At 53.1% G+C, this 24538-nt stretch carries 24 protein-coding genes and 3 pseudogenes; 13 read left to right on the top strand and 14 right to left on the bottom strand.

Annotation, left to right across the window (positions count from 1 at the left end; all coding sequences use genetic code 11):
* Together KGB23_RS13670 and KGB23_RS13665 are read left to right on the top strand one after the other, a co-directional pair.
* Nucleotides 1–951, top strand: coding sequence for an aldo/keto reductase (locus KGB23_RS13670; protein ID WP_223431459.1), 951 nt, complete (start codon nt 1–3; stop codon nt 949–951).
* Nucleotides 952–1018: 67 nt separating this feature from the next.
* Nucleotides 1019–1957, top strand: coding sequence for a LysR family transcriptional regulator (locus KGB23_RS13665; protein WP_223431458.1), 939 nt, complete (start codon nt 1019–1021; stop codon nt 1955–1957).
* A 63-nt stretch (nt 1958–2020) separates the two neighbouring features.
* On the opposite strand, the gene KGB23_RS13660 is transcribed toward KGB23_RS13665, so the two are convergent.
* Nucleotides 2021–2293, bottom strand: a complete 273-nt coding sequence (locus KGB23_RS13660; RefSeq protein WP_223431457.1) for a DUF2790 domain-containing protein — start codon at nt 2291–2293, stop codon at nt 2021–2023.
* Between the two features lie 239 nt (nt 2294–2532).
* Here KGB23_RS13660 and KGB23_RS13655 point away from each other — a divergent pair, with 239 nt between their 5' ends.
* The gene (locus tag KGB23_RS13655) at nt 2533–2985 is read left to right on the top strand and encodes a hypothetical protein (RefSeq protein ID WP_223431456.1); all 453 of its coding nucleotides are present in this window, start codon (nt 2533–2535) and stop codon (nt 2983–2985) included.
* A gap of 9 nt (nt 2986–2994) precedes the next feature.
* On the opposite strand, the gene KGB23_RS13650 is transcribed toward KGB23_RS13655, so the two are convergent.
* From KGB23_RS13650 to KGB23_RS13605, 11 genes and pseudogenes are all read right to left on the bottom strand, one after another.
* Complete coding sequence (locus tag KGB23_RS13650) at nt 2995–4578, bottom strand: ATP-binding cassette domain-containing protein (protein WP_223431455.1); 1584 nt, start codon at nt 4576–4578, stop codon at nt 2995–2997.
* The gene (locus tag KGB23_RS13645) at nt 4575–5165 is read right to left on the bottom strand and encodes a 4'-phosphopantetheinyl transferase (protein ID WP_263288613.1); all 591 of its coding nucleotides are present in this window, start codon (nt 5163–5165) and stop codon (nt 4575–4577) included. Before KGB23_RS13645 ends, KGB23_RS13650 begins: the two co-directional genes overlap by 4 nt.
* A 17-nt stretch (nt 5166–5182) precedes the next feature.
* Nucleotides 5183–5869, bottom strand: a complete 687-nt coding sequence (locus KGB23_RS13640; protein ID WP_223431454.1) for a dTMP kinase — start codon at nt 5867–5869, stop codon at nt 5183–5185.
* The gene (locus KGB23_RS13635) at nt 5866–7002 is read right to left on the bottom strand and encodes a radical SAM protein (protein WP_223431453.1); all 1137 of its coding nucleotides are present in this window, start codon (nt 7000–7002) and stop codon (nt 5866–5868) included. The genes KGB23_RS13640 and KGB23_RS13635 overlap by 4 nt, the downstream gene beginning before the upstream one ends.
* An 18-nt stretch (nt 7003–7020) precedes the next feature.
* Nucleotides 7021–7896 (bottom strand): inositol monophosphatase family protein, encoded by an 876-nt coding sequence (locus KGB23_RS13630; RefSeq protein ID WP_223431452.1) that lies wholly within the window; start codon nt 7894–7896, stop codon nt 7021–7023.
* Nucleotides 7869–8918, bottom strand: a complete 1050-nt coding sequence (locus tag KGB23_RS13625) for a hypothetical protein (protein ID WP_223431451.1) — start codon at nt 8916–8918, stop codon at nt 7869–7871. Before KGB23_RS13625 ends, KGB23_RS13630 begins: the two co-directional genes overlap by 28 nt.
* Nucleotides 8919–9136: 218 nt before the next feature.
* Nucleotides 9137–10456, bottom strand: coding sequence for an MATE family efflux transporter (locus KGB23_RS13620; RefSeq protein WP_223431450.1), 1320 nt, complete (start codon nt 10454–10456; stop codon nt 9137–9139).
* 121 nt (nt 10457–10577) lie between these two features.
* Nucleotides 10578–11636, bottom strand: coding sequence for a hypothetical protein (locus tag KGB23_RS13615; RefSeq protein ID WP_223431449.1), 1059 nt, complete (start codon nt 11634–11636; stop codon nt 10578–10580).
* Nucleotides 11637–12135: 499 nt separating this feature from the next.
* A pseudogene (locus KGB23_RS30230) lies at nt 12136–12336 on the bottom strand (MFS transporter); the annotation flags it as partial.
* Nucleotides 12278–12676: pseudogene (locus tag KGB23_RS13610) on the bottom strand (NAD(P)-binding domain-containing protein); the annotation flags it as partial. The pseudogenes KGB23_RS30230 and KGB23_RS13610, both read right to left, overlap by 59 nt.
* Nucleotides 12677–12885: 209 nt before the next feature.
* On the bottom strand, nt 12886–13203 hold the full coding sequence (locus KGB23_RS13605; RefSeq protein WP_223431447.1) for a carboxymuconolactone decarboxylase family protein: 318 nt from the start codon (nt 13201–13203) through the stop codon (nt 12886–12888).
* A gap of 212 nt (nt 13204–13415) precedes the next feature.
* On the opposite strand from KGB23_RS13605, the gene KGB23_RS13600 reads away from it, so the two are divergent.
* From KGB23_RS13600 to KGB23_RS13580, 5 genes and pseudogenes are all read left to right on the top strand, one after another.
* Nucleotides 13416–14789 carry a glutamine synthetase family protein gene (locus KGB23_RS13600; protein ID WP_223431446.1) on the top strand — a complete coding sequence of 458 codons (1374 nt, stop codon included), beginning with the start codon at nt 13416–13418 and terminating at the stop codon, nt 14787–14789.
* A gap of 10 nt (nt 14790–14799) precedes the next feature.
* On the top strand, nt 14800–16191 hold the full coding sequence (locus KGB23_RS13595; RefSeq protein WP_223431445.1) for an aldehyde dehydrogenase family protein: 1392 nt from the start codon (nt 14800–14802) through the stop codon (nt 16189–16191).
* A gap of 3 nt (nt 16192–16194) precedes the next feature.
* On the top strand, nt 16195–17355 hold the full coding sequence (locus KGB23_RS13590; protein WP_223431444.1) for an iron-containing alcohol dehydrogenase: 1161 nt from the start codon (nt 16195–16197) through the stop codon (nt 17353–17355).
* Nucleotides 17356–17509: 154 nt separating this feature from the next.
* A complete protein-coding gene (locus KGB23_RS13585) occupies nt 17510–19075 on the top strand; it encodes an amino acid permease (RefSeq protein ID WP_223431443.1) in 1566 nt (521 codons plus the stop codon).
* A gap of 71 nt (nt 19076–19146) precedes the next feature.
* Nucleotides 19147–19437 (top strand): annotated as a pseudogene (locus KGB23_RS13580) (IS66 family transposase); the annotation flags it as partial.
* 29 nt (nt 19438–19466) lie between these two features.
* Here the strand turns inward: KGB23_RS13580 and KGB23_RS13575 are convergent.
* A complete protein-coding gene (locus KGB23_RS13575; protein ID WP_223431442.1) occupies nt 19467–19997 on the bottom strand; it encodes a DUF2867 domain-containing protein in 531 nt (176 codons plus the stop codon).
* Nucleotides 19998–20020: 23 nt separating this feature from the next.
* Entirely contained in the window at nt 20021–20671 is a 651-nt protein-coding gene (locus KGB23_RS13570) for a DJ-1/PfpI family protein (protein ID WP_223431441.1), read from the bottom strand.
* A 126-nt stretch (nt 20672–20797) separates the two neighbouring features.
* Between KGB23_RS13570 and KGB23_RS13565 the strand changes: the two genes are divergently transcribed.
* The 5 genes from KGB23_RS13565 to KGB23_RS13545 all read left to right on the top strand — a co-directional run bounded on the left by KGB23_RS13565 (nt 20798) and on the right by KGB23_RS13545 (nt 24411).
* Nucleotides 20798–21352 carry a TetR/AcrR family transcriptional regulator gene (locus tag KGB23_RS13565; protein ID WP_223431440.1) on the top strand — a complete coding sequence of 185 codons (555 nt, stop codon included), beginning with the start codon at nt 20798–20800 and terminating at the stop codon, nt 21350–21352.
* 71 nt (nt 21353–21423) lie between these two features.
* Nucleotides 21424–21879, top strand: coding sequence for a VOC family protein (locus tag KGB23_RS13560; RefSeq protein WP_223431439.1), 456 nt, complete (start codon nt 21424–21426; stop codon nt 21877–21879).
* Between the two features lie 85 nt (nt 21880–21964).
* A complete protein-coding gene (locus KGB23_RS13555) occupies nt 21965–22126 on the top strand; it encodes a DUF2986 domain-containing protein (protein ID WP_223431438.1) in 162 nt (53 codons plus the stop codon).
* A gap of 208 nt (nt 22127–22334) precedes the next feature.
* Nucleotides 22335–22697 (top strand): DUF6463 family protein, encoded by a 363-nt coding sequence (locus KGB23_RS13550; RefSeq protein ID WP_223431437.1) that lies wholly within the window; start codon nt 22335–22337, stop codon nt 22695–22697.
* Nucleotides 22698–22920: 223 nt separating this feature from the next.
* On the top strand, nt 22921–24411 hold the full coding sequence (locus KGB23_RS13545) for a M15 family metallopeptidase (protein ID WP_223431436.1): 1491 nt from the start codon (nt 22921–22923) through the stop codon (nt 24409–24411).
* Nucleotides 24412–24538 lie beyond the last annotated feature (127 nt).

Genomic DNA, 24538 nt, shown 5'->3' with positions numbered 1-24538 from the left:
ATGCCTTACGAATCATTTCACGATGCGCTTCGCGATACCCGATTCCCTCTGATACACGGATCCGGTGAGATGCCAGCCGTTGGATTTGGCACGTTGTTCAGGGATCTCAGCGTCACAACACAAGCGGTCAAGGCCGCGCTGGAAGCAGGCTTTCGCCATTTCGATTGCGCAGAACGTTATCGAAATGAAGAGAGGGTCGGCGTTGCCCTACAGGAAGTGATTGAGGCGGGTAAGGTCCGACGCGAGGACGTGTTCATTACCACGAAACTGTGGAACACCAACCATCGTCCCGAGCGAGTCGAACCTGCTTTTGAGGCGAGTTGCCGACGGCTACAAGTTGATTACATCGATTGCTATCTGATCCATACGCCGTTTGCCTTTCAACCCGGTGATGATCAGGACCCAAGAGACGAGCACGGTCGAGTCATCTACGATTCAGGCGTGACGTTAATAGAGACCTGGCGGGCACTTGAGCGCCTGGTGGATGAAGGACGCTGCAAGTCCATCGGCTTGTCTGATATCACGCTGGAGCGGTTACAAGAGATTGTGGCAGTGGCCCGGATAAAACCCGCCGTCGTGCAGGTTGAATCCCACCCTTATCTTCCTGAATGGGAACTGCTTGAATATTGTCAGCAGCACGGAATTATTGTCCTTGCGTTTGCGCCACTCGGGCATGGCATGGAGCCGAACGTACTGGAAGACTCGGTGATTACAGGGATCGCCAAGCGCATACAGAAAACCCCGGCTCAAGTGGCTTTGGCCTGGTCGGTACAGCGGGGAGTCGCTTTCCTGACCACGTCTGCGACGCCGAGCCATATTCAGGAAAACATTGATATTTCTACCCTGCCACACAGGGCCATGCGTGAAATTCAGGACGATATTACGACTAGAGTGCGATTCAACTCAGTCGTGGAAACGGGTGTACCTGGATTTATTCCGCAGAAAAAGTAATACACCACGAGGGGGCGGTCTTTTTGCAGGGCCGCCCTCTTCATCCATACCCCTTGAGGTGGAAACGATGGACGTTTTCCAAACCATGCGTTTTTTTGTGGCGGTCGCTCAGAGCGGAAGCTTTACCGCGGCGGCAGAGGTGTTGGACACCACAACAACCAACGTTTCCAAAGCGGTCTCCAGCCTGGAGGCCAGGCTTCAAACTCGCCTGATTAACCGGACAACCCGACGCCTGGCGCTGACCGAAGCCGGTCTGCGCTATTTGCAACGCTGCGAGAAAATTCTTGAAGAGATGCGCGAAGCGGATGAAGAAGCAGGCACCGCTCATACCCTGCCCGTCGGCCGGCTGAAAATTCACGCGATGTCAGCCATTGGCAATCATTACGTGATCGATGCCATCGCCCGCTATAGAGAGACTCATCCCTCGGTGATGTTTGATTTGACCCTGACCAACCGGCTCCCTGACTTGCTGGAAGAAGGCTATGACATGTCGATTGTCTTAGCGCGGGATTTACCCGATTCAGGGTTTGTCGCTCAGCGGCTCGGCATGACCTACAGCATCCTCTGCGCCTCGCCTGCGTACCTGAAGAAACGCGGACACCCGGAGTCCCCGAGTGCTCTTGGCTCACATGATTGCTTGAGAATTGTTAATACCGTCATGCCGGCTGAAAACTGGGCATTTGAGGGACCAGAAGGCATGGAAACCGTCAACATCCCGCTGTCTCCCCTGCACATCAACACCGCCGATGGCATGACCATCGCGATTACAAACGGGATGGGCATCGGCATTCAGCCGATTGCTTCGGCAGTCGATGGACTCAGGGCGGGCACGTTAGTGCGGGTATTACCCGACTATCATCTTGAAGCGTTGAATTTGTTTGCAATCTACCCATCACGAAAATTCGTGGATGCAAAGATCAGGACATGGGTGGAGTTTCTTAAAAGTTATATTCCAGGCTTGTTGGCATCCGATGAAAAAATCACAGGCTCGCCGAGGAAACGATAACAAGCTTTTAAATTACGAGTGCGGCAGGCATGGAGTGTCGACCCTCCATCTTCCACACACGACTCAACCATTTGAACAGCCAGTTCCCATGACTTGATACTGCAGGATATGCCGTTGACCGTGAGAGTCTTCATACGTCATTTGCGCCGGGACTGGCCCGCACTGGTCAGGAATATCAGTCACCGTAATGACTTTCTGGATATCCAGTTTCGTGTCGTAAGTGTACGTTTCAACAGGCAACTTGCTGTCCGCGGCAGTTGAATGGCTTTCGCCCGCAAATGCCTGTGAACCTAAAACGCCGAGCGCAAGAAACATCGCCAGTTTTGAGATTTTCATCGTATTCACCCTATCGTCAAAAGTTAACCTCGTGAGCGGGTTGATATTGACTCTATTGGCTCACTCGGTAGAGACGATGCTAGGTGTTTACCTCGCCCTCAAACAGCAGCCCACTGGACAAACACTGTTGCCGGATTCCGCATGAATGGAGAATTTCGAACAGGCAACGCCAGGAAGACGATTAATGAGCTATACCCCCCTAATCTCTCATTGCAGTTCTTCAGCACAGGAGGTTGGCAATGAAGCGCAGAAACTCACTTGCAGTTCTAATGGTCACCGCAAGCCTTTTCGGCTGCACCACTTCATCAAACCATGGCGTGAGCGTTCCTTTGGTTGCCACCCGGCAGAACACCGGTCAGATCGGCAATGTAACGTTGGCCGACTGGGGCAAAGAAACCGGGTTCAGTTTCTTCATCAGTGGTGCTCCAAGCGGAGCGTCTCTGCCTTTGCGCCTCTTCACCTTCATCAATAAAGGCAGCTGCCAGCAACCCGGGCCAGTCGCTTACGCCATGAATGATCGTGTCACCACCGAACCCCAGGCTATACGCGGCTGGGCTTTCTCTAGAAGCGCACCTGTCGCACTGCCGGTCCTGCTTTCCGGTGAGTACTCCATCGTCGTGCGAAGTGCACCGGACAGTGGCAACGTCGATATTTTTTGCGGAGACATCAAACAGAAAGGCTCAGGGAAATAGCCTCGGCGCTCACTTGCTCAACTCAAGTTTGTAGCCCAGATGAATGGCCTGTAAAAAAGCGCTGTCGTGAGAGACCACGATCAATGCCCCTTGGTACTGATTGAGCATCTGCTCCAGCGCGATTCTGCTGGGCAGATCCAGATGGTTATCCGGCTCGTCCAGCAACAGCAATTGCGGGGGCCGTTGCGCATACAGCTGCGCAGCCAGTGCTATTTTCAGGCGTTCGCCGCCGCTCAACTGACAGGTCTTGAGCATCGCACGATCCGCATCGATGCCCATCTGCGCCAACCGGGTTCGCGCCTCGGCTTCGGGCAACTCCGGATTACTCTCGTAGAGCCATTGCACCGCGGTGCGTTCGGGGTACTGTAATCCGGCGTGTTGATCCAGCCAGCCAACATGGCAACTGCGGATGAGTTCGCCGTCGCGCACCGGCAGTTGGCCGGCGATCACTCGCAACAGGGTCGACTTGCCGCTGCCGTTGGCGCCCAGGATTGCCATGCGCATAGGCCCCGTCAGCGTCAGATTGACCGGCGCCGCGTAACCGAAAGGGAGAATGACGTCGTTGAGCTGCACAATCAGCTTGCCATTGGGCACTACGCTTTCCGGAGACAACATCATGCGTTGAATGTCGGGCGCGCACCGCGCACGGGCCTCGGCGATACGTTGTTGTTGCTGTTCCCGAGCCACCTGTTGATTGAGGCGCAATTTTCCCTGACTGTTTTCGCTGCGCTCTTTCTGGGCGTTGGTGATTAGTTTGGTCTGATTACCGTCGCGGGCCTGACGGTCGCCGCGAGCATTACGCCGTTGCTGACGCTCCATCTGCACGACCATCTCACGTTGCTCACGCTTGGCCTGCGCCCGCTCCCCTTGCAATTCCGACTGGAACGACTGCTGTTCCTGCTCGCGTGTCGCCGCATACTGACCGTAGTTGCCGCCATAAACCGCCAGCCCCAAGGGCGAAAGCTCGACAATTTCGTTCACGTGCTCCAGAAGGCCCCGGTCGTGGCTGATCAACACCAGGCCGTTGGGCCAGCGATCGATCTGCTGCGATAACTTGTGTTGCTGATCAATATCCAGGTGATTACTGGGCTCATCCAGAATGAGCCAGTCGGCCCTAGATAACCACGCCCCCAGCAGCGCCACCCGTTGTCGCTCGCCACCACTGAGTGCGTCGGTGCGTGCGTCGGCATTCAAATGACCCAGGCCGATCTGCTGCAGCTCCGCCTCAAGGCGTGTGGCGCAACCCCATTGATCGACCGCCAGCGAATGGTCGTCTTCGTCGACACTGCCCTGAGCAATGCGCTCCAGCGCCGCCAGAATATGGTCGACCCCGGCCAGCGCGGCAACGCTGGGAAAGCGCTCCGGTTCCAGTAACTGCGCCACGGCGTAAACCCGCCCTTCGCGACGGACGATGCCGCTGGCGGGCAGTTGCTCCCCCGTCAGGAGCCGGCCAAGCAAGGACTTACCACAGCCATTGGCGCCCACGATGCCGGTGGCCCTACCGCTGAAGGTGTGGTTCAAATGATCGAACAGAACGCGCCCGTCGGGCAGGTTGAACGACACTTGATCAAGTTGAAGTAACCGCTGAGTCATGACGCTTCCTTAAACAATCGGCCCGATAGGCACTGAACCACTCCCTGATGGTGCGCAACAGCATCCGGCGGATGGGCAATGACCGTGAACACGGCGCCTGCCCACATTTGAAAATAACCTTCGAACAGCATGCCGGCCCTGATCGACGTCGAGAGATCTTGTGTCACCCTCAACATCAGACGTCCCGAGGGCCAATGGACCTCTACCAGGCGCGCCGCATCGAAATCAAAATAACGGCCAACCTGCGGAAAAACGGCCTTGAACAGACTTTCCTTGGCTGAAAAAGCCAAGGTCAACATGTGCTCAAAAGGCCCCAACATTCCAAGGTAGTGGGCTTCTTGGCGGTCGACGATGGTGGCGCTGATCCTGTCGGCGACCTCTGGTGCCAGCCAGCTCTCCAGGTCCAGGCCCAGCAGTCCGACCTCGCAAGACTTGGCCAGGCAACTGACGGCGATAGTCGATGTGTGGCTGATGGAGCCGACCCAACCGCTCGGCCATATCGGCTGACGATGAGCCCCTGAATGAACTTGCACCGGCGCGATATTGCGCTTGGCCCACATCTGCCGGCTCAGCCAGCGTCCCGCCAGGGGGACCGAGAATTATTCTATGTCCTTCTGAGTATGCTGTGTACGGCGCTCACCGCTCTATCGAGTACTGCTTCCTCACTAAGATCGGTAGTATCAATCTTCACCCAGCTTGATAAACCACACTGTTCATAGCTAGATCGAACCCGCTTCTGATACTTAATAAAGCTTTTAAGACGGTCGTCATCACCACCATCGTATGCTCCACTCTCGCTAAGACGAAAAGCCCCTTTTCTCTCCGCTGCAAGAACTGGATCGACATCAAGGAAAATGACGGCATCAGGTTTTCTAATAGCTGAGAATATTGATATAGCTTCGCCAGCCAAACTGGAATCTTTAAGTAAGAAACGTGCTAAATACTTATAATACCAACCATCAGCAATACAGCTAACTCCAGACTCCATCAGAGGCCTAACAGCAGAGTAATCTGTGGCTTGAAACCAAGCAGCTATAAGATTCAACCAATGTCTATCGCCTAGTTGTTCTAGAGGTGCGTCATCTGGATAATCCCAAAGAATCTCACGCATACGGGCCATGTGAAATTCCGAATAACCTGATGGCACTGGCGGGCGATTCTTATCTATAAATTTCAATTCAGAGTAGGTCTCGGATACCTTGTCATATGTTGCCCGCGCAACTGTAGATTTCCCGGCACCGTCAGTGCCTTCAAAGACGATTAAAAAAGGTTGTCCAGTTACTCTGTTCATACAAACCCTCCCAAGTATGCTTCGGTATCTAAAGAGTTCCTACCGCTTCCCTCAATTAATGGACGAAACCCTTCTTTACGATATATCTCCGACATTTTTTTTCCAAGCGTCATTAGGAAGTCTATTGAGGGTCGCTGCCTGCTAGAATATTGGGAACCTGCATCTGGGTGAAATACTGCAACGGCAGGCACTACCCCCACGCTCCCGAAATACTCGACGCCTTCAATAATTGACTCAAGAGGTTCCATGCCCGCGACAAATCCCGCATATACATTGCCACGACCTAAAACCTCCACTGCGGCCTCGAAAGCGGCAAGGAATCGTTCGCGAGTATAATCTTGGGCTTTCCCTGGGCAAACTTCGGAAAACAGTTTCGGATTGAACACCTCCAAGCTCATTGACATATTATTACCAATTTTTTTGAAGCGATCAAAGAGACGAAAATCCTTAGGCGGCATAGAAATCAAATGATAGTCCAAACTGCTACTTGAATTTATATTTTTCACCCTCTCAAGTAGATCCATATGTATTGAATACCCTTTATCGTAGTTAGGGATCGTACCGCCGTTCAACAAGACCCTTTCATATCGATGCCCCTCATCCTTAACAGCCATACTTACTGCTTCTCCAGCCGCATCGCCCTTTATTCGCATCTTATGATCAGACAAACTATCTCTGGCCGCCCCCAAAGAGCAGAATTTACATTCACGTCCATCATTAAAATAATAGCAGTGTCCTGGAGAAAAAATGCCGAGGGTTGAATTACCGTATACGGTTATATGCTGCTCAAATAGCTCACCACTGCTCAAATATTTTCCATAGGATCTAGGTCGCCTAGGAAATGTAACCTTCACAGTTTTATTTCCACATTTTAGCACTGGAGCTCCCTGCTCTAAATCTATGCAACAATTTGAGTTCGGGTTGTAATTTGCTGCTACTATAATCTGCCCGTTAAGAATTATTTCTTGTGGCGTACGAACATTCGAATTAAGGACAATACTGTCGCCTGTTCCGTAAGCCCGTCTTTTTTCGATATTATCAGGTTTAACTTGGTAATATTCTAGAAACACACTAGTAAAGTTTACCCCTTTGCATAGTAATTCAAGTTTCAAACCTACAGTTTCGATTAACATACTTTATCTTCAAATAAATTAATCCCACACTACAAGCCGTATCAGTTCCTCAGAGGACAATGCAATCAACGTTCCACGGTCTGAGAGAGAAGCAGCTGATGGAGGCAGGGAAAATCTAGGGTTCCCTGATCCATCAAATAGCGAGCCGCCTGCTTCTCTTAGAATCAACTCTGCTGCAGCAATATCACAACTACGCTCATGCCCTGGCGTATCTATATCAATAAATGCATCAAGAACCCCGGCAGCAATAAGACACATTTCCAATGATGAACATGAATAGACTCTAACCTTGCTGGCCGTCCATATAAGCTTTTCTATTCTGACCCTTTCTCTATCCATTTTTGGGCGATGAAAAGCGATACGCATATCTTCTATACGGTCGACTTTACGAGTCCGAAGTCTCTTTACAATTATTGGCGACTGAAGGTACGCACCCTCACCTAATGCGGCGGTATAAACTAGATCTCTTGAAATATCATAAACCCAGCCAAATACATACGCACCCTCATGGTAAAGTGCCACGCTAGATGTATAAGCAGGAAACCCTAAAATTGCATTGTGCGTACCATCTAGAGGATCCACAAGTAGGTAAAAATCTCCACCGACACCAAGTGTCAATGCTGAAGCTTCTTCTTCAGAAAAAATCGTGATTTGCAGGCTGATATTAGAGAGGCAATCATATATTATTTTCTGACAATCTAAATCATATTGAGTTTGCGAGCCATCCCAGATTTCATCCCCATCAATAGAGTCTGGCATACAAGCCAATGTGCCCGCCCAATAACGACGCAATTCTTTTCTAGCCTCGTAAAGACACTCTTCTAACTCAGCAACTTTCTCGCACCCAAATAGTGGCCTCATATTATTTACCCCATAATCAACTGCATATGCCAAAAATCCCTATCTAATCGTGGAGCGTATGCCCTGACATCAAATAGCTTTCCAGCGTAAACTGCGTAATCAGCACTCATAAATGCACTGAATGACTTTGGAAACAATGCTACTGTTTTAATTTCAATGTCATACCCAAACTTTTTTCTAATCGCGTTTGCCGCCTGCCTAAGGCTACCCCCGGTATAGGCCTTGTCTATAATCAACCATGGATCGTTAGATGAGTTGGGTATAGGAAATATTTCTTGAAATGCGATATCTCTATCTAGCAGGCTAGAATCGTTTTGCCGATGAATTTCAGAAAAGAAAATATTCTGGTCACCAGTTGCTGCTAAATAGCCAAGCGCAAGGGGTAAACCGGCCGATAGCAAAAATAACTTATTTTTTGATATTTTTTCGATTTGACGCCAAATCGCGTGGTCCTCGTAAATATATCTTGTATTGAGCGCGAAACTGCTATTCCAATGTTCATTGGATATGTACTTACTATAAAAAGCGCAGAACCTATTATGAAACTCCATGGTCTCGACACTTGTATTGATAAGCAACCGATTCTTAGTTACGCCTCGAATAGTTTCTTTCGTGGTTGCGGGGAGTGCATCACGGTGAAGATGCGAAAATGCCTCACTCACAAGTGAATGTTTTAGCTTGATAAGGTGCGATTTAGATGGGCCTGAAATAGCTATTTCTGGTGATAGCCCATCGCCTTCAATTCTACGCACTTCACCACCCTTCATTCTTCTTGTGCTTGAATTCAAGTACTCCCATATCCTTATAATATCGTCACCGTACATGCCATTGTAAATGGGTTCGAGGTTGCTCAAATCACAAACCATTTCTTCTGGATGGCGAAGATCGAAAGAAGCTCTTTGAAGATGGCATCCATCGCGTATGGCGTTACGGTAGGCGTAATAGTCACTTGTTTGAAACCCGCTCAACGTTCGCCAGCCATGATGTTCGCTAATGATAGTTATAAAGCTCGCCCGCTGACTTAACGGGCACAGTGGGGGATTAGCATAATCCATAGTTCAATCCTCACGACATAGTGCGTAATAACAAAACCAACAGAAAAACACTAAACTCACTCAAGCAAAAATCATTTTTTCCTTCTTCGGCCCTAGATAACCCAGCATGTTGTAAGGCCCATGTGACATATCCTGGCAATCGCCAAAACTATAGAACCAAGTTCATCACGATTTTATTTTCCCCGAAAAACTAATTCACCAACAAGCATATTGCAGGGTTAACCACACAAGCTTGCACTGAGTGAGCGCTGTTCATGTACTTTCAAAATACGCCCTAAACGTAAAAGCAAAAACAGCATCAAAAAGAACGAACAAAGTACAAGAGCTATAAATATAGAGCTAACACTATAGTCATAAAACGAAAGCAACCCTACAGAAAGAACCAAGCCAAGCACATTAAGCAATGAGATTGTAAACAATGTCGGCATCCAGAAATCCCCTAGGCTTCTTAATGTCATTCGCGTTACAACATAAATATACTCAAAGACCAAAAAAGGTATCGAGATCAAAACATTACTTTCAATCAATCGCCTTACTAATTCATCAGACGTATAAATCAGGGATATGTATTCCTTTAAGAAAAAACAAGCTAACAAAAACGGTGCCAGCATGAAAAACCCAAACTTCATTCCTTGAATATACGTTCTACGTAACGAAGGGAAGTCCTTTAAACGATAGTGGCGAGCAGTTACTATTCCAGTTGCATTCCCCACTCCAATTGAAACCATGTATACGATACTCAAAAAATGTAGAGATGCTTGATAAGCTGAAAGGCTCGAATCGCCTATGCTTTTTGAAACAAAAGAAAGCGTAAAAAACAGAAAACTTTCACCACCAAAACAAAGTGCCAGTGGTAGCCCATTCAAAAAATAATCTACATACATCTTGTTTGAAATATTCCGCCGATATCGAAATCGATAAATATATAGGCGAATTCTTCTATCAAACAAGATGAACGCTAGTACAACAAAAAACCACCGCAAGGCAACATAGGCGGACACAAAACAAATAACATTCGAATCCAACTCCATCAACACCAGCAGAGCACCCATCAAAACAACAACAATATTGAAAAGCCACGTATATAAAAGCTCATAATGCGCTTGCTTGACAGCATTAAAAAAATTGAAAATAACTAGCTGTACATAGAGAGCAGGAATGGAAAATGAAAATATCAGTAGCACTTCAAACCCTGGTAAACCATCGTTAGCCCCAAGAGAATTTGTCGCACTAACGACGTACAGGAATACTCCAACAACAATTACCACTCCAAAAAAAATCGCGCACCTAAAAGATATATTTAAATTATGCTCAATATCATCAGCATTTAAGTCATTCGAACCAGCTACTTTCACCAGCAATATTGAAAAAAAACCAATACCGACAACCGTGAGAAAGGAAACCAATGCCCACGCCAATGAGGCAAGGCTCAGCGAGCCAACTATAAAATGTCCAACAAAGACGAAACAAAATAGCGATGCAACCATTTCACCCAGTCTGGAAAATATCAGCGGAACGGATATCCTGGCGACATCCATATGTGTTCACCAATGTATGGACCACTGCATTTCATCGAGCGCATCTAATAGCCGGTTAAACTAAGAGGTCGCCGAGATTAATAGTAATTTAAAAAATTGTCATTTTATGCATACCAGCCCCTTAATCCCACGATTTAAGAAGACTGGTTAGAGATGGGGTGCCTTCCGCAGCGAAGTATTTTTTTCTAAAGTAATACTCACACGTCGATATTTTATGATCTGTCTGCTTCCGAGTATTAAATTCATCATTCAGTGCAGAAAGAGACTTTTGCGCGGATGGGTATAATCTCGATTCTTTTAGCAACCCTTCGATTGCCAAAAACACCAGATCCATATACTCGAGTGCATCTTGAATGTATAAACGGCATTCATCCTCTGTGACAGCGCCCTTCCTGGACAAAGTGAAAAATTTATTTTTAATCTCGTCAAATCCATCCACTCTAAACATATTCGAATAAACCCACTTATAGTGTTTGTTCGTTATTCCTGTTAAGTAAGTGAAACTCATTGTCGTCTTTAGCATCATATCTCTTGCAATTTCACACCCCATCCAGAGATTCCCCGACTGCCAGCAGCCTTGAACATCCTGGAATGCATAAAATACCGGAAGCTTTTCACGATGAGCTACATAAATATGCTTTTCGACCGGAATCTTTGATTTTAACTTATTAAATCCCCCTTCATTCTCCAATGCATATCCAATTAATGATCTATGAATGGCATTGTTCTCTGTATTAGATAATACCTCACCATACAAAAATCGCTGATCACAAGTAACCTCATCAAATGCCTGTTCAATTTTTACGATAATTTCCGCCATCTCAGCAAACGTTATATAATCAACATCAATATGAATACTCGTATCACCGTAAAAATCAGTCGTATTATGAACCCCCTCATCCCGAGTAATAAAGTGATAATCAATATCGGTAACTAATGCATGCCCAGTTGCCTTAACATCACTCGCTTTAGGCCGTTCGTCGCACAGGACAATACAATCAATATCAGAATGAATGGTTCCAATACCCTCAATCAAAGATCCTGAAACAACCAGAATACTCGTACTTTCAAGAAAAACCCTATCTCGCAGATAATTTTTCGGGATAGAAATTAATCCATCTAAAATGGAAATCTCATTGTCGAAAATTTCTGACTGCGAAGTTTTCACGAGAACGGTCATTACACGAAACTCCCTACACAAATGTCTACTTAAAGAGGACAAAGCCCGAAACGCTTTTGTAAAACCTGCGACGTTGCATTTCCCAAGGAAAATTAAAATATTTTGATGTATCCACCTCAACGCAGAGGGGGCAGCACTCACGTGCTAAAACCCTAGTACCGATAGAGACAATTCGTCAATATTTCATAAAAGAATCAGAAACAACTTACAAACATTGAAATCCATATCCTTGATCAACGAAAGAATCTTCCTGACTGCTTGTAAGACTCCTCCTACAAACTATCCAGTTCTTTTTTTCAACATCTGGTGTGTGCGACACCCTTACCTCTGGCTAACACTTCCCCTTGCCGGGTGTGTAGAGGACTTTCACCTCCAGGTCACCAGCGAGGCCACCACAGCCAAGCTGGTTGCACTTCCGCGCAACGCGTCAAGCTTGGCGCACGCAAAAAAAAAATGCCCCGTATCCGTAGATACGAGGCATTGGCACCCACGAAGCAGGTCAACCGATTGCCTCCTTGGCAATGTCTGAAGCCGCAGCCGGAGTACTCATCTCGCCCACTGTTTTATTCCTTGGCATGGAAATTACGAACACTACAGAGATGACGTAGAAACCGGCGCAGACGATCAATCCCGCTGCCAGGCTATAAAAGCTGGCAATGCCACTGAGCAGCACGGGGGCAAAAGCCGCCAGCCCTCGGCCCGCCACCTTGGATCGCTCGACAGCGCCGCGCGGCTTTGCAATAGGTGCCGATCTCGATCAGCGTGTGCTGCGGCCCTATGGACTGAAGCAAGCCTTCGGGCCCCTCCATGATTCCCATGCGAGCCACTTCGCTGGGCAGGCAAGTGAGGATGAAGTTTGATTGCGCCGCTACGGCGGCTGGGCTTTCGAGCGCGATGCCACCCTGACAGATGAAGGCTTCACGATCTCGACGTCGGTAACCGACAACACGAAATCCGGCCGCAAGCAGGTTGGTTGCGATAGGAAGGCCAAGCTGGCCGATTCCCACCATACCGATGGTTATCACAGGCATTTTTCGCTTCTCTTGTTGTTGTTCTTTTACGCAAAGCTTGAAGCTCGGCTAAGCGCTAACCTAGGCGCAGCCGGGTTTGGGAGCAAACAGCCCAGGTTATGAATAAGTAGAAGCGAGGGTCATACAAAGGGCGTGAACGGGCCCGATACCTCAGCCAGAACGCATCCCATCGCTGATGGTTCAGGGGGGACCGGTGTGTTGTCTTGCAGCCAACACGCTCACGTCTCAATCACATCATCCGCCCAACTGATGGCCGCAACGACGGTCGGGAAACCGATGGTGCTGGTCAGTGAGATCAGCGTGTGACGGATCTGCTCTGGCGTGGCGCCCGCCTCCAGTGCCCGCCGGGTATGACTGTGCACCGCGCCCTCAGAGCGGATGGCCGCCGCGGCACCGAGCTGGATCAGCTGGACAACGATCTCTTCCAGTGGACCGGTATGACGCACCGCCGTACCCAAGGCTTCCACGGCGGTCATGTAATCCGGGTACTGCTGTTCGAGACGTTGGTAGGTGTTGTGCTCTCTCTTCTTTGCCATGGTTGTTTCCTCGCGTTGGAGGGTGATCAGTTCTCGCCTTTGCGCCCGAGTCATCAGGCTGCGATTTCCGAAACTTGCACACTGCAACAGTAGGCTACGCTTACAGCAGCTTATTGCACACGATGCTCGCGTCTGCAGGTTTTGGTTTGTTCTGGAGAGCGTCTGCAACAGCTATTTCAGACAGGCCCAAACAATTCACGCAGGACTACGTGATGACCGAGCCCTTCCTCAGTTTTGATCAACTCAAGCGTGCCGCCGCCTCTGGCGAGATCGATACCGTTCTTGTTTGCATGGTCGACATGCAAGGCCGACTGGTCGGCAAGCGATTCCAGGTCGAGTTTTTCATCGACAGCGGCCATGAAGAAACCCATTGCTGCAATTACCTGCTGGCCGACGACATCGACATGGAACCGGTGCCGGGTTACGCCGCGGCCAGCTGGAGCAAAGGCTATGGCGACTTTGTGCTCAAACCCGACATGACCACGTTGCGGCGGGTGCCCTGGCTTGAGTGCACGGCGCTGGTGCTCTGCGATGTGCTCGATCATCACCATCGGCGCGACCTGCCGCACAGCCCGCGGGCGATCCTGAAAAAGCAGGTCGAGCGACTGCGCGAGCGCGGCTACACCGGCATGTTCGCCTCGGAACTGGAGTTTTATCTGTTCGACGAGACCTACGAGGCGATCCACGAGCGCAACTACCACAAGCCGAAAACGGCCGGTCACTACATCGAGGACTACAACATCCTGCAGACCACCCGCGAAGAGCCGGTGCTGCGGGCGATTCGCAAACATCTGCAGGCCAGCGGCATTCCCGTGGAAAACTCCAAGGGTGAATGGGGGCCGGGCCAGGAAGAGATCAACATCCGTTATGCCGATGCGCTGACCATGGCCGACCACCACGTCATCATAAAGCACGCCTGCAAAGAGATCGCGCAACTGCAGGGCAAGGCGATCACGTTCATGGCCAAGTGGCGCTATGACGCCGCCGGTTCCAGCAGCCACATCCACAATTCGCTGTGGGACAAGAACGGTAAAAAGCCGCTGTTCTTCGACACCAAGGCTGAGTTCGGCATGTCGAAACTGATGCGTTCCTGGGTGGCCGGGCAGCTTAAATATGCCAACGACATCACCTGTTTTCTCGCGCCCTACATCAATTCGTACAAGCGCTTTCAGGCCGGCACTTTTGCCCCGACCCGGGCGGTGTGGAGTCGGGACAATCGCACCGCCGGTTTCCGTTTGTGCGCAGAAGGCAGCAAATCCATCCGCATCGAATGTCGCATTGGTGGCGCCGACCTCAACCCTTATCTGGCCTTCGCCGCGTTGATCGCTGCGGGACTGGCCGGTATCGACGAGAAGCTCAGCCTCGCGCCGCCCTTCGAGGGCGATGCCTACGTCGACGAACACTTGCCTGAAGTCTCGAAGACCCTGCGCGAAGCCTGCGCCGCACTCCAGGGCTCGACCATGTTGCGCGAGGCGTTCGGCGATGAAGTGATCGACCACTACGTGCACACCGCCGAATGGGAACAGAAAGAGTACGACCGGCGGATTACTGACTGGGAACTGCAGCGCGGTTTTGAGCGCTATTGAGACCGCCAACATGACTTCAACCATTCAACTGATCTCACCGGTCGATGGCCGGGTCTATGCCGAACGCCGCTGCGCCGATGCGGCGCAAATCGACCAGGCTCTGGCGGCGGCCGAAGCTGCCCAGATGCAATGGAAACGCCGGCCACTGAGCGAACGCGCCGCCTTCTGTAGCGCAGCGGTGGACGCGATGCTGGCCATGAAGGCTGACATCGTGCCGGAACTGGCCTGGCAGATGGGCCGACCGGTGCGCTTTGGCGCTGGCGAACTGCGCGGTTTCGAAGAGCGTGCCCGGCATATGATCGCCATTGCGCCTGAAGCGTTGGCAGCGCTTGAACCCACGCCCGTTGCCGGTTTTCGACGCTGTATCAAACGCGAGCCGGTGGGTACGGTATTGGTCGTCGCGCCCTGGAATTACCCCTATCTGACGGCAGTGAATACGATCATTCCGGCACTGATGGCCGGCAACAGCGTCATCCTCAAACACGCCTCACAAACGCTGCTGGTGGGTGAACGGTTCGCCGAGGCGTTTCGCCGTGCCAACCTGCCCGAAGGGCTGTTCCAGAACCTGGTGCTCAGTCATCTTTATACCTCGGTGATCATTGCCTCTGGAGGCGTGCAACAGGTGAACTTCACCGGTTCGGTGGAGGGTGGCAAGGACATGCAACACGCTACCATCGGAGGTTTCCTCGGTGTAGGCCTGGAGCTCGGCGGCAAAGATCCGGCCTACGTCCGCGCAGACGCCAACCTCGAACATGCGGTGGAAAATCTGGTGGACGGCAGTTTCTTCAACTCCGGGCAAAGCTGCTGCGCCGTGGAGCGTATTTATGTCGATGAAAAAATCTATCCGGTGTTTGTCGAACGCTTCGTTTCTTTGACCCGCCAATACGTGCTGGGCAACCCACTGGACGAAGCCACCACGCTCGGCCCGCTGGTCACACCGAGCGCCGCTGATTTCGTTCGTGGTCAGATCGCCGACGCACTGACGCAGGGCGCTCGGGCGCTGATCGATCCAAAGGATTTTCCTGCCGACGCGCCGGGCAGCGCCTACCTCGCACCGCAAGTATTAGTCGACGTCACCCATCAAATGTCGGTGATGCGCGAAGAAAGCTTTGGTCCCGTGGTCGGCATCATGCCGGTGGCCAGCGACGACGAAGCCATCGCGTTGATGAACGACAGTGAGTTCGGGCTCAGCGCGTCCATCTGGACGCAAGACCTTGCCGCCGCCGAACGCCTGGGCAACGAGATCGACACCGGCACCGTATTCATGAACCGCTGCGATTACCTGGACCCGGCCCTGGCCTGGACCGGGGTGAAGAACAGCGGGCGCGGCGTCACGCTGTCGCGCCTGGGTTATGACAACCTGACCCGAGCGAAATCCTTCCATTTGCGCCACGAGATCTGAGCCATGAGCCTGACCGCGAACTGGAACTACCCCACAAGCATCCGCTTCGGTGTCGGCCGCATCGCCGAGCTCGCCGAGACCTGCCGCAGCCAAGGGATCCAGCGACCGTTGCTGGTCACCGACAGTGGCCTGGCACGAGCCCCGATCACCGCTGCAGCGCTGGACGCCTTGCGCGCCGCCGGCCTTGGCGTCGCGCTGTTCTGCGACCTTAAACCCAATCCGGTCGAAGCCAATCTGGCGGGCGGGCTCGACGCCTGGCGAGCCGGTAAACACGATGGCGTAGTCGCCTTCGGCGGCGGCAGTGGCCTGGACATGGGCAAGCTCATCGCCTTCATGAGCGGCCAGACCCGCCCGGTGTGGGATTTCGAAGACATCGGCGACTACTGGACCCGCGCCGACGAAGGCAGCATCGCCCCGATCATTGCGGTGCCGACCACGGCAGGTACCGGCTCCGAGGTGGGCCGTGCCGCGGTGATCATCGATGAGCGTACGCACACCAAACGCATCATCTTCCACCCGAAGATGATGCCGCGCGTGGTCATCAGCGACCCGGCGCTCACCGTCGGCATGCCGGCCAAGGTCACCGCGGGCACCGGCATGGATGCGTTTGCGCATTGTCTGGAATCGTATTGCGCCCCCGGTTTTCACCCCATGGCCGAAGGCATTGCGGTGGAAGGCATGCGCCTGGTCGCCAATGCCCTGGTGCGAGCCGTACACACACCCTCGGACCTGGAGGCGCGCGCGGAAATGCTTGCGGCTGCCGCGATGGGCGCTACCGCTTTCCAGAAAGGTCTGGGCGGGATGCACGCCCTCTCACATCCGGTGGGCGCCCTGTACGACACCCATCACGGCATGACCAACGCCACGTTCATGCCCTATGTCCTGAAGTTCAATCGCCCGGCCATCGAGGAACGCATCACCCGCCTCGCGGCTTATTTGCGTCTGCCCTCACCCGGCTTCGACAGTTTTCTGGCCTTCGTCCTCAAGTTGCGCAAGGACATCGGCGTGCCCCATACGCTGGTTGAGCTGGGAGTGGATGACCGGCAGGCCGACCTGATCGCGGACATGGCGATTGTCGACCCTTGCGCCGGCGGCAATCCGCTGCCATTGACCCGAAATGGCGCGGCAGAAATTTTCGAGGCGGCGTACCACGGCCGTCTGTAGAGCAGTTGTCTGTCCATGGCCAAGGTGCGAACGCGCAGCATGGGCGGGATTTATCCGCAAGAAACAGGAGCAGTACGACAAGGGGTTGAAGGCCAGCCCATCCGGCTACGTAAAACCCGGATGGATGCGTATCAAAACCTGAGGGGCACACAACATGAATCCAGCAAGCCAGCCCGGCACGAGCACGCCGCAAGACGATGACGTCAAGGTGCTGCACAACATGGGCTATGCCCAGCAGCTCTCGCGACGCATGGGCGTTTTCTCCAACTTTGCCATTTCCTTTTCGATCATCTGCATCCTCTCGGGTGGTATCAATTCACTCGCCCAGGGCACCTCGGGTGCAGGCGGTGCGTCAATCGGCATCGGCTGGCCGATCGGTTGCCTGATCTCCGGGGTTTTCGCCATGGCCATGGCGCAGATTTCCTCGGCCTACCCTACCGCTGGCGGCCTCTATCACTGGGGCTCGATTCTCGGTAACCGCTTCACCGGCTGGCTGACAGCGTGGTTCAACCTGCTGGGGTTGGTCACAGTGCTCGGTGCGATCAACGTCGGCACCTATTACTTCTTTTTCGGCGCCTTCGGACCGGCGCTGGGAATGGAGGACACCACCACGACCCGGGTGATTTTCCTGGCGATCCTGACCGGTCTCCAGGCCTTGTGTAACCACCTGGGTATCGGCCTGACCGCGAAGCTCACCGACTTCTCGGGGTATCTGATCTTCGCCACGGCGCTCGCGCTGACCATCGTTTGCCTGATCTCTGCACCCAGCTATGAGTTCGCCCGGTTATGGACCTTCAGCAACTACTCCGGCGAGGCTGGCGGCAGCGTCTGGCCACAGGTGTCGAACGGCTGGATTTTCATGCTCGGCCTGCTGTTGCCGATCTATACCATCACCGGCTATGACGCTTCCGCACACACCTCCGAGGAGACCCGGAATGCGGCCATGTCGGTGCCACGCGGCATGGTCATGTCGGTGGTCTGGTCGTTGCTGTTCGGCTGGGTCATGCTCAGTTCGTTTGTGCTGATGCTGCCGAGCATGGACGAGGCGGCGAAGCATGGCTGGACCGTGTTTTTCTGGGCCATGGACACCCAGGTCAATCCGACTGTGAAGTTGGCGCTTTATGTGGCGATTTTCATCTCGCAATTTCTTTGCGGGTTGGCGACCGTGACCTCGGTCTCACGCATGATCTTCGCATTCTCCCGTGACGGCGGCCTGCCCTTCTCCAAAGCGCTGTCCTCGGTCTCGCCGACCCTTCGCAGCCCGGTGGCGGCGATCTGGACCGGGGCCACCCTCGCGGTGTTGTTCGTCTGGGGATCGTCGGTGATCTCGATCGGTGAAACGCCGGTCTATACCATCGTGGTGTCCTGCACGGTGATCTTCCTGTTCTTCTCCTTCGTCATTCCCATCATCCTGGGCCTGTTTACCTTCGGGACGTCGAAGTGGCCAACCATGGGGCCGTGGAACATGGGGCGCTTCTGGTACTCGGTGTTCGCCCTCCTCTCGATCCTCTCGATGGTGATCATTTTCGTCATCGGTATCCAGCCACCGAACGAATGGGCGTTGTACATCACCATCGGCTTTCTGGTGCTGACGGCCATCGTCTGGTTCGGTTTTGAAGCCCGACGCTTCCAGGGTCCGCCGATAGGAGACATGATCGTCAAGCGTCAGGCTGAAATTGCGGCGGCGGAAGAGGCGTTGAATAAACGGGCTGGAAGCTGATTGTCATAGCCAAAAAAATACGGACCTGTGGGAGCGAGCAAGCTCGCTTGTATGTTTAGACTTGAAGGGGTGAACGCCAAGCTCGAGACATGAGCGATGAGGATCGTTTGCGAATACGCCAGGAAAAGGCAGCCCCAATCATCAAAACGCTGCATGACTGGATGCTGGCCCAGCGCGATCTCGTGCCCAATGGATCAGCAACGGCCAAAGCTCTGGATTACAGCCTTAAACGCTGGGTAGCGTTGACGCGCTACTTGGAAGACGGGGCCGTGCCCATTGACAATAATCAAGTCGAGAACCAAATCCGACCATGGGCACTTGGGCGCTCAAACTGGTTGTTTGCCGGGTCGCTTCGCAGTGGCACCTCAGGGGGCACACAGCGCTCTCAGCCTTAGGGGCAGGTAGCCAGAGGCCAGCCGATGCGCGCTGCACGCAGGAGACTGGCCTTAACAACCAAACGGTGAAGTGGGGCAATGACGAAGATGTAGGCCCGGCCTAGACGGTTGTGGCACTCGACCACGGTTGAAAAAACGAGTTGGCGACTGCCTTCTGGCTCTACCTCTCCAGAACATAGGATCGATATCCGGAAGTCGAGGTGCTTGTCGTCCTCTCCCAACACGATTTCAGTCTGGTTCGTGCTGTAGACCTTGAAGATTCCAATCCGATTAGCAAGTGTTGCCAAGTGTTTGGCTGTCTTGAGACCAAAACAGGCAACAATAGTGTCTCGGACTTTCGTGAGCCATCCGATCCAGGATGGCTGGTGGGAAAAGATGAATCGAGCTAGCAAATCTGGATTGCCAGATGTGCCCGCAGGGAGCCGAATCGCAAAAGCGTCCGCCAGGTTCATCGACTTGTAAAGGTGGGTGATGCCGGACCTCGAGGGGACTGGCACGGACATAATGAGCTCAAATTCTCTGGGCATCGGGGATCTCTCCTGAGTTCTAACTACCAATTAGTCGACATGCCATGTCGCGTTTCTTGTTGCGATGGTTTGTCGTATAACGCTCCTTGTCGAATACTGAACCCGATCAAGGCATCATAGAGCTCTTGCTGCCCAGCTGGCAGAACAGGGAGCAACGTCGCACGGCGCTTGTCGACATCGAACCAGGATTCAACCAACCATCCCACCAGATAGAGCGCCGAAAGGCATCCGCCAGCGGTTGCAACGTTCCCCTGGCATACAAGAGGCTGGTCCACGGGCTCAAGTCCCAGAGCGTGCAAGCTCGATCGTGCATCCGGGTGTGTAGTTGCTTGGCCGCTGAGCAGTCCAAGCCGTTCGAGAATGAAAGTTCCGGCGCATATGGAGCCGATTCGCTGGCGTCTGGAGTCAAGTTCAAACGACGGCAGGAAATCTGGGGCGGCAAGTGCAGCGGGTATCCCTTCCTTGCCGCTGACGAACAATACCGCGTCGGCACTATTGGCCTCGGAAAGCGGACCGTGCACCGAAACAGGCAGGCCGTGCGCCGATCGCACGATAGAGCTAGAACCCAATATTCGGACGTGCCAGTCCTCAGTGTTGCGGCCTAAAATGTCCCACATCAGGAATAGGTCGATATCAGTGAATTGGTCGAAAGCAACCAGAACGATTTTCTTCAAGGCGAGCTCCATGAAAAGTGCTGGCGTGCAAAACGCAACGGCCATCTTTGCTGGTGTTCGCAGCGTATCAATCGGTTGCGCACCATACACAGTCTGTATGGCGCTAAATATGGAGCGAAATAACTGGTGAGAAAACTAACTCGTAACCATTGGATCGCGGCTGGTTTTGAGGCCCTCGACCAAATAGGGCATATTGGCGTTTCGGCCGAGAGTCTATCGCGCCGATTGAAAGTGACCCGCGGATCGTTCTATCACCATTTCCGCAATCGCGAAGACTTTGTCCGCACCTTGCTGGCCGCTTGGGAAGAAGACTACACGGAGCGCATGCTCGCTTATGCGGCGCAGGGTCGTAGCGTGGGCGAAACCTTGAAACGCTACTTGAGTATTGCCGCTGAGAAACAACCTGGGCGGGAAGTTTCCATCCGAGCCTGGTCGCTGCACGATCCGTTGGTAGGCGAGTTTCAGCAGCGTGTTGACACAAGACGACTGGACTTCGCGATACGGACGTGCCGCCGCTTGGTCCATATGCCAGGCGAAGCAGAAGTAATTGGTCAGGTGGCCCATCTGTGCCTGATTGGTGGTCAACAGGCAGGGCTGCGGCGTGATGCCGCTCGCTTCAACAGTTTCCTGCATCGAGCCTTTTCACTTTTCGAAGGGGCTCTTCCACCGTGGCGGGTCTAAGTCATGAGCTAAATTGGGTAACTGAATAAATAGAGTTCGCGTGCCACTGCAAATGTGGCAGGAGGCATGCAATGGAACTGAAATTCAGTCACGTCGATGTACTGGTCAAGAACCTCGAGGAAGCCTGTGCTTACTATGCGCAGATACTTAATGCCAGGATCTCCAAAACGCTCGTCTGGGAACGAGGTGGACTGCACGTACGCTACGCGATTGCGCTGATCGGCCAAGAGCGATTCATGTTGGTGCAGCCGTTGGCGGGGAACCTGAAGGAGCTATTGGACTCCTCGGGCGAGGGGATGATTTATCGCCACTGCTACTCGACACCGGACATCGAGAAGGCCTATGACGAATTGATGGTCGCCGGTGTTCAGCCAGAAGATGAAAACGGAGAGCCATTGGCCCGCGCAAACCTGCAATCCCCGTCCGGGACACGCATCATCTGGTTGCCCAAGCGCTTCGGGCACTTCTCTATCGAGATCCTGGAAGAAAAGGCGCTGGAGGCATTTGTCGAGGCTGCGTTTGCCTGAGAGATGCGGCGGTGAATGTCTGCTTTGGGCTGTAGCGGGTGCTGCTGGTATCATCATTCAAGAACTGATAAGCCGAGCGGAAAACATGAATCGTCGTAAAAAAATACAGCAGTTATTAAAGGCTCACGCAAAAAAGGCCAGTGCCAAATTGGCACCGCCAAGCAAGTCTAAATACATTAGTAAAGCTGACCGATTGAAACTAGAGGCTGAACCCAGTCCAGACTCGATCATTTCCCCTGAGAGCTGATCTAAGCATCTTAAACACCACTGAAATTTACAAGTCTATTTGGGCCAGGTATTCCGATGGCACGTACCGCGAGGACCCGGTCTGACAATGCACTCACTGTCGCTCTCTTCGGTTGCTGGACGCTGCGCGATAAAGCTGGGACCGTGCCGCGCGCCCTTAAACAAACGTTAGGCACTTATCCAACCTTACCGTACGGAGCGTATAAGACATGTCAAACATCGTCGCATGGACCCTGTTCGCCCTGGGCGTCCTCCATATTCCATTCGGTATCATCAAGTTCAAAACAGCATTCGCCGCCGCTGTAGGCTCTGGCTTCGTTGACCAGTTCAGAGCGCACGAAGATCGGCGTACTGCCCTCTGGTTTACCATGCTGGGGCCGCTTTTTATGCTCGCAGGGCAGACAGCGATTCACGCCGTAGCCGTTGGCGATCTCGCGCTACTTAAAATGGTTGGCATCTATGTGCTTATGATCTCGATCATTTGCGTCATTGCTGTTCCAAAATCGGGGTTCTGGGCAATGCTGCTGGTTTCTCCGCTGATCATCGCGGCAGGGTATGGCTTGTACGCCTAAAAACGGTTCAAGTCGTTCGCTTCGCTCACTCGTCTCTTGCGAGGGCTTCAACGTCCGCTCGGAGTCGATTGCAGTCCATCGTAGCCGCTTCCACGACCTACTCACACCTCTTAGCGAGACTGAGCCTTTTACAGCAGTGGAAAGCGGGTCGAGCATTGATACTGTCACCGACTCGTGTCATTGCATGATCTTGTTTAGAAACCAGAATCTTTGGAGGTATCGCATGCGCCCTTTGTGCCCAATCAAACCTCCGTCCTTCTCGACGCCATTTCCAGCCCGTCCGCAAAACTGGCTCACACGAACCTGTCTGCGATGGATCCTGTGCCTGAGCATTGTCACACCCGGCATGGCCGGTGCAGAGACTCGACCCGAGAACATGGTGTATCTGCGTACGATTGATCCGGGCATTGAGCAGGACATTCGCTATGCCAGCGCTCACAACTTCACCGGGCACCCACTCGACGGTTACGCCGCGGCACAGTGTCTGTTATCGCTGGACGCCGCCAAGGCCCTCGCTCGGGTACAAACGGCATTGCGGGCTCAAGGTTACGGTTTGAAGGTGTTTGACTGTTATCGGCCCAGCCGTGCCGTTGCCGATATGGGGCGTTTTGCGTCGGAGGCGAGTGACCCGCGCAAGGCCGAGTTCTATCCGCGCGTGGACAAACAGGACTTCTGGCGTCTGGGTTACGTGGCCCGGGTGTCGAACCACTCCAAAGGCTCAACTGTGGACCTGACACTGACCGGGCCCGATGCCCTGCCCGCCGATAGCTGGACGCCTTCAGCCGGGCAAGTCGATTGCACGGCCCCCTATGGCCAGCGTTGGCGCGACGGTGCGCTCGACATGGGCACCGGTTTCGATTGCTTCGATGAGCGTGCGCATACCGACAATCCGACGATCAGCGCTGCCGCCAGGGACAATCGCCAGAAGCTCAGCAGGGCCATGGAGAAAGAAGGGTTTACCGGGTACTCGAAGGAATGGTGGCACTTCACCTACAGCGGCGAAGGTTCGCCGAAGAACGTCATGGATTTCCCCATCACGCCGCTGGGTACACGCGACGCTCTCGACACCGCCAATCAGCTGATTGTGGTCACCACAAAAAACTGGACTGACATCCAGGGCACGGCCCAGCGCTATGAACGACAAGGGAACACCTTTCGAAAATACGAAGGGTCGTTTCCGGTGGTGGTCGGCAAGAGCGGAATGGCGTGGGGCAAGGGCCTGAGCATCGTTGAGCAACGCGAGGGTCCGGTCAAACGTGAAGGTGATGGCAAAGCACCTGCCGGGGTATTCAAACTGGGGACGGCGTTTGGCTACGACCGTACGGCCAACACCAAGCTGCCTTACCTGGCGCTGACCTCGACCATCGAATGCGTGGATGACAGCCACTCCGAGCGCTATAACGAGCTGGTCGATGGAGCGGCTATTTCGAAAGACTGGAACAGCTCCGAACGAATGCGTCGCGATGACGACACGTATCGAAAAGGCATTTTCATCGAGCACAATACGTCGGCGTCCCCCACCTCGGGCTCGTGCATTTTCTTCCACATCTGGCGCGGTCCCACCTCGCCGACGCTGGGTTGCACCGCCATGGATCAAGCGGATATTTCTCGTTTATTCAATTGGCTGGATCCTCGCCAGTCCCCTCTGCTGGTTCAAATGCCCGAGGCGGAATATGAGCAAATCCGCGAAAGCTGGAACCTTCCCGAACGTTGATACAACACCGTTACGCCGGCTGTTACTTCCTGATCTGCACCGGCGCCAATGCCCCTTCTGACTGTAACGCCAAGACACTTCGCCGCACTGCACGATCCGCCTACCGTAAAGCCGTCAATGTGCTTAC

This window comes from Pseudomonas sp. GL-B-26, from assembly GCF_019947405.1.
Classification (GTDB): Bacteria; Pseudomonadota; Gammaproteobacteria; order Pseudomonadales; family Pseudomonadaceae; genus Aquipseudomonas.
The sequence above is the reverse complement of the archived record's forward strand: the minus strand, read 5'-3'. Positions and strand labels throughout refer to the sequence as shown.

Bases quoted from the DNA above. Each gene is read 5' to 3' on its own strand.
- KGB23_RS13670 (WP_223431459.1), top strand. From the start codon at position 1: ATGCCTTACGAATCATTTCACGATGCGCTTCGCGATACCCGATTCCCT.
- KGB23_RS13665 (WP_223431458.1), top strand. From the start codon at position 1,019: ATGGACGTTTTCCAAACCATGCGTTTTTTTGTGGCGGTCGCTCAGAGC.
- KGB23_RS13660 (WP_223431457.1), bottom strand. From the start codon at position 2,293: ATGAAAATCTCAAAACTGGCGATGTTTCTTGCGCTCGGCGTTTTAGGT.
- KGB23_RS13655 (WP_223431456.1), top strand. From the start codon at position 2,533: ATGAAGCGCAGAAACTCACTTGCAGTTCTAATGGTCACCGCAAGCCTT.
- KGB23_RS13650 (WP_223431455.1), bottom strand. From the start codon at position 4,578: ATGACTCAGCGGTTACTTCAACTTGATCAAGTGTCGTTCAACCTGCCC.
- KGB23_RS13640 (WP_223431454.1), bottom strand. From the start codon at position 5,869: ATGAACAGAGTAACTGGACAACCTTTTTTAATCGTCTTTGAAGGCACT.
- KGB23_RS13635 (WP_223431453.1), bottom strand. From the start codon at position 7,002: ATGTTAATCGAAACTGTAGGTTTGAAACTTGAATTACTATGCAAAGGG.
- KGB23_RS13625 (WP_223431451.1), bottom strand. From the start codon at position 8,918: ATGGATTATGCTAATCCCCCACTGTGCCCGTTAAGTCAGCGGGCGAGC.
- KGB23_RS13620 (WP_223431450.1), bottom strand. From the start codon at position 10,456: ATGGATGTCGCCAGGATATCCGTTCCGCTGATATTTTCCAGACTGGGT.
- KGB23_RS13615 (WP_223431449.1), bottom strand. From the start codon at position 11,636: ATGACCGTTCTCGTGAAAACTTCGCAGTCAGAAATTTTCGACAATGAG.
- KGB23_RS13605 (WP_223431447.1), bottom strand. From the start codon at position 13,203: ATGGCAAAGAAGAGAGAGCACAACACCTACCAACGTCTCGAACAGCAG.
- KGB23_RS13600 (WP_223431446.1), top strand. From the start codon at position 13,416: ATGACCGAGCCCTTCCTCAGTTTTGATCAACTCAAGCGTGCCGCCGCC.
- KGB23_RS13595 (WP_223431445.1), top strand. From the start codon at position 14,800: ATGACTTCAACCATTCAACTGATCTCACCGGTCGATGGCCGGGTCTAT.
- KGB23_RS13590 (WP_223431444.1), top strand. From the start codon at position 16,195: ATGAGCCTGACCGCGAACTGGAACTACCCCACAAGCATCCGCTTCGGT.
- KGB23_RS13585 (WP_223431443.1), top strand. From the start codon at position 17,510: ATGAATCCAGCAAGCCAGCCCGGCACGAGCACGCCGCAAGACGATGAC.
- KGB23_RS13575 (WP_223431442.1), bottom strand. From the start codon at position 19,997: ATGCCCAGAGAATTTGAGCTCATTATGTCCGTGCCAGTCCCCTCGAGG.
- KGB23_RS13560 (WP_223431439.1), top strand. From the start codon at position 21,424: ATGGAACTGAAATTCAGTCACGTCGATGTACTGGTCAAGAACCTCGAG.
- KGB23_RS13555 (WP_223431438.1), top strand. From the start codon at position 21,965: ATGAATCGTCGTAAAAAAATACAGCAGTTATTAAAGGCTCACGCAAAA.
- KGB23_RS13550 (WP_223431437.1), top strand. From the start codon at position 22,335: ATGTCAAACATCGTCGCATGGACCCTGTTCGCCCTGGGCGTCCTCCAT.
- KGB23_RS13545 (WP_223431436.1), top strand. From the start codon at position 22,921: ATGCGCCCTTTGTGCCCAATCAAACCTCCGTCCTTCTCGACGCCATTT.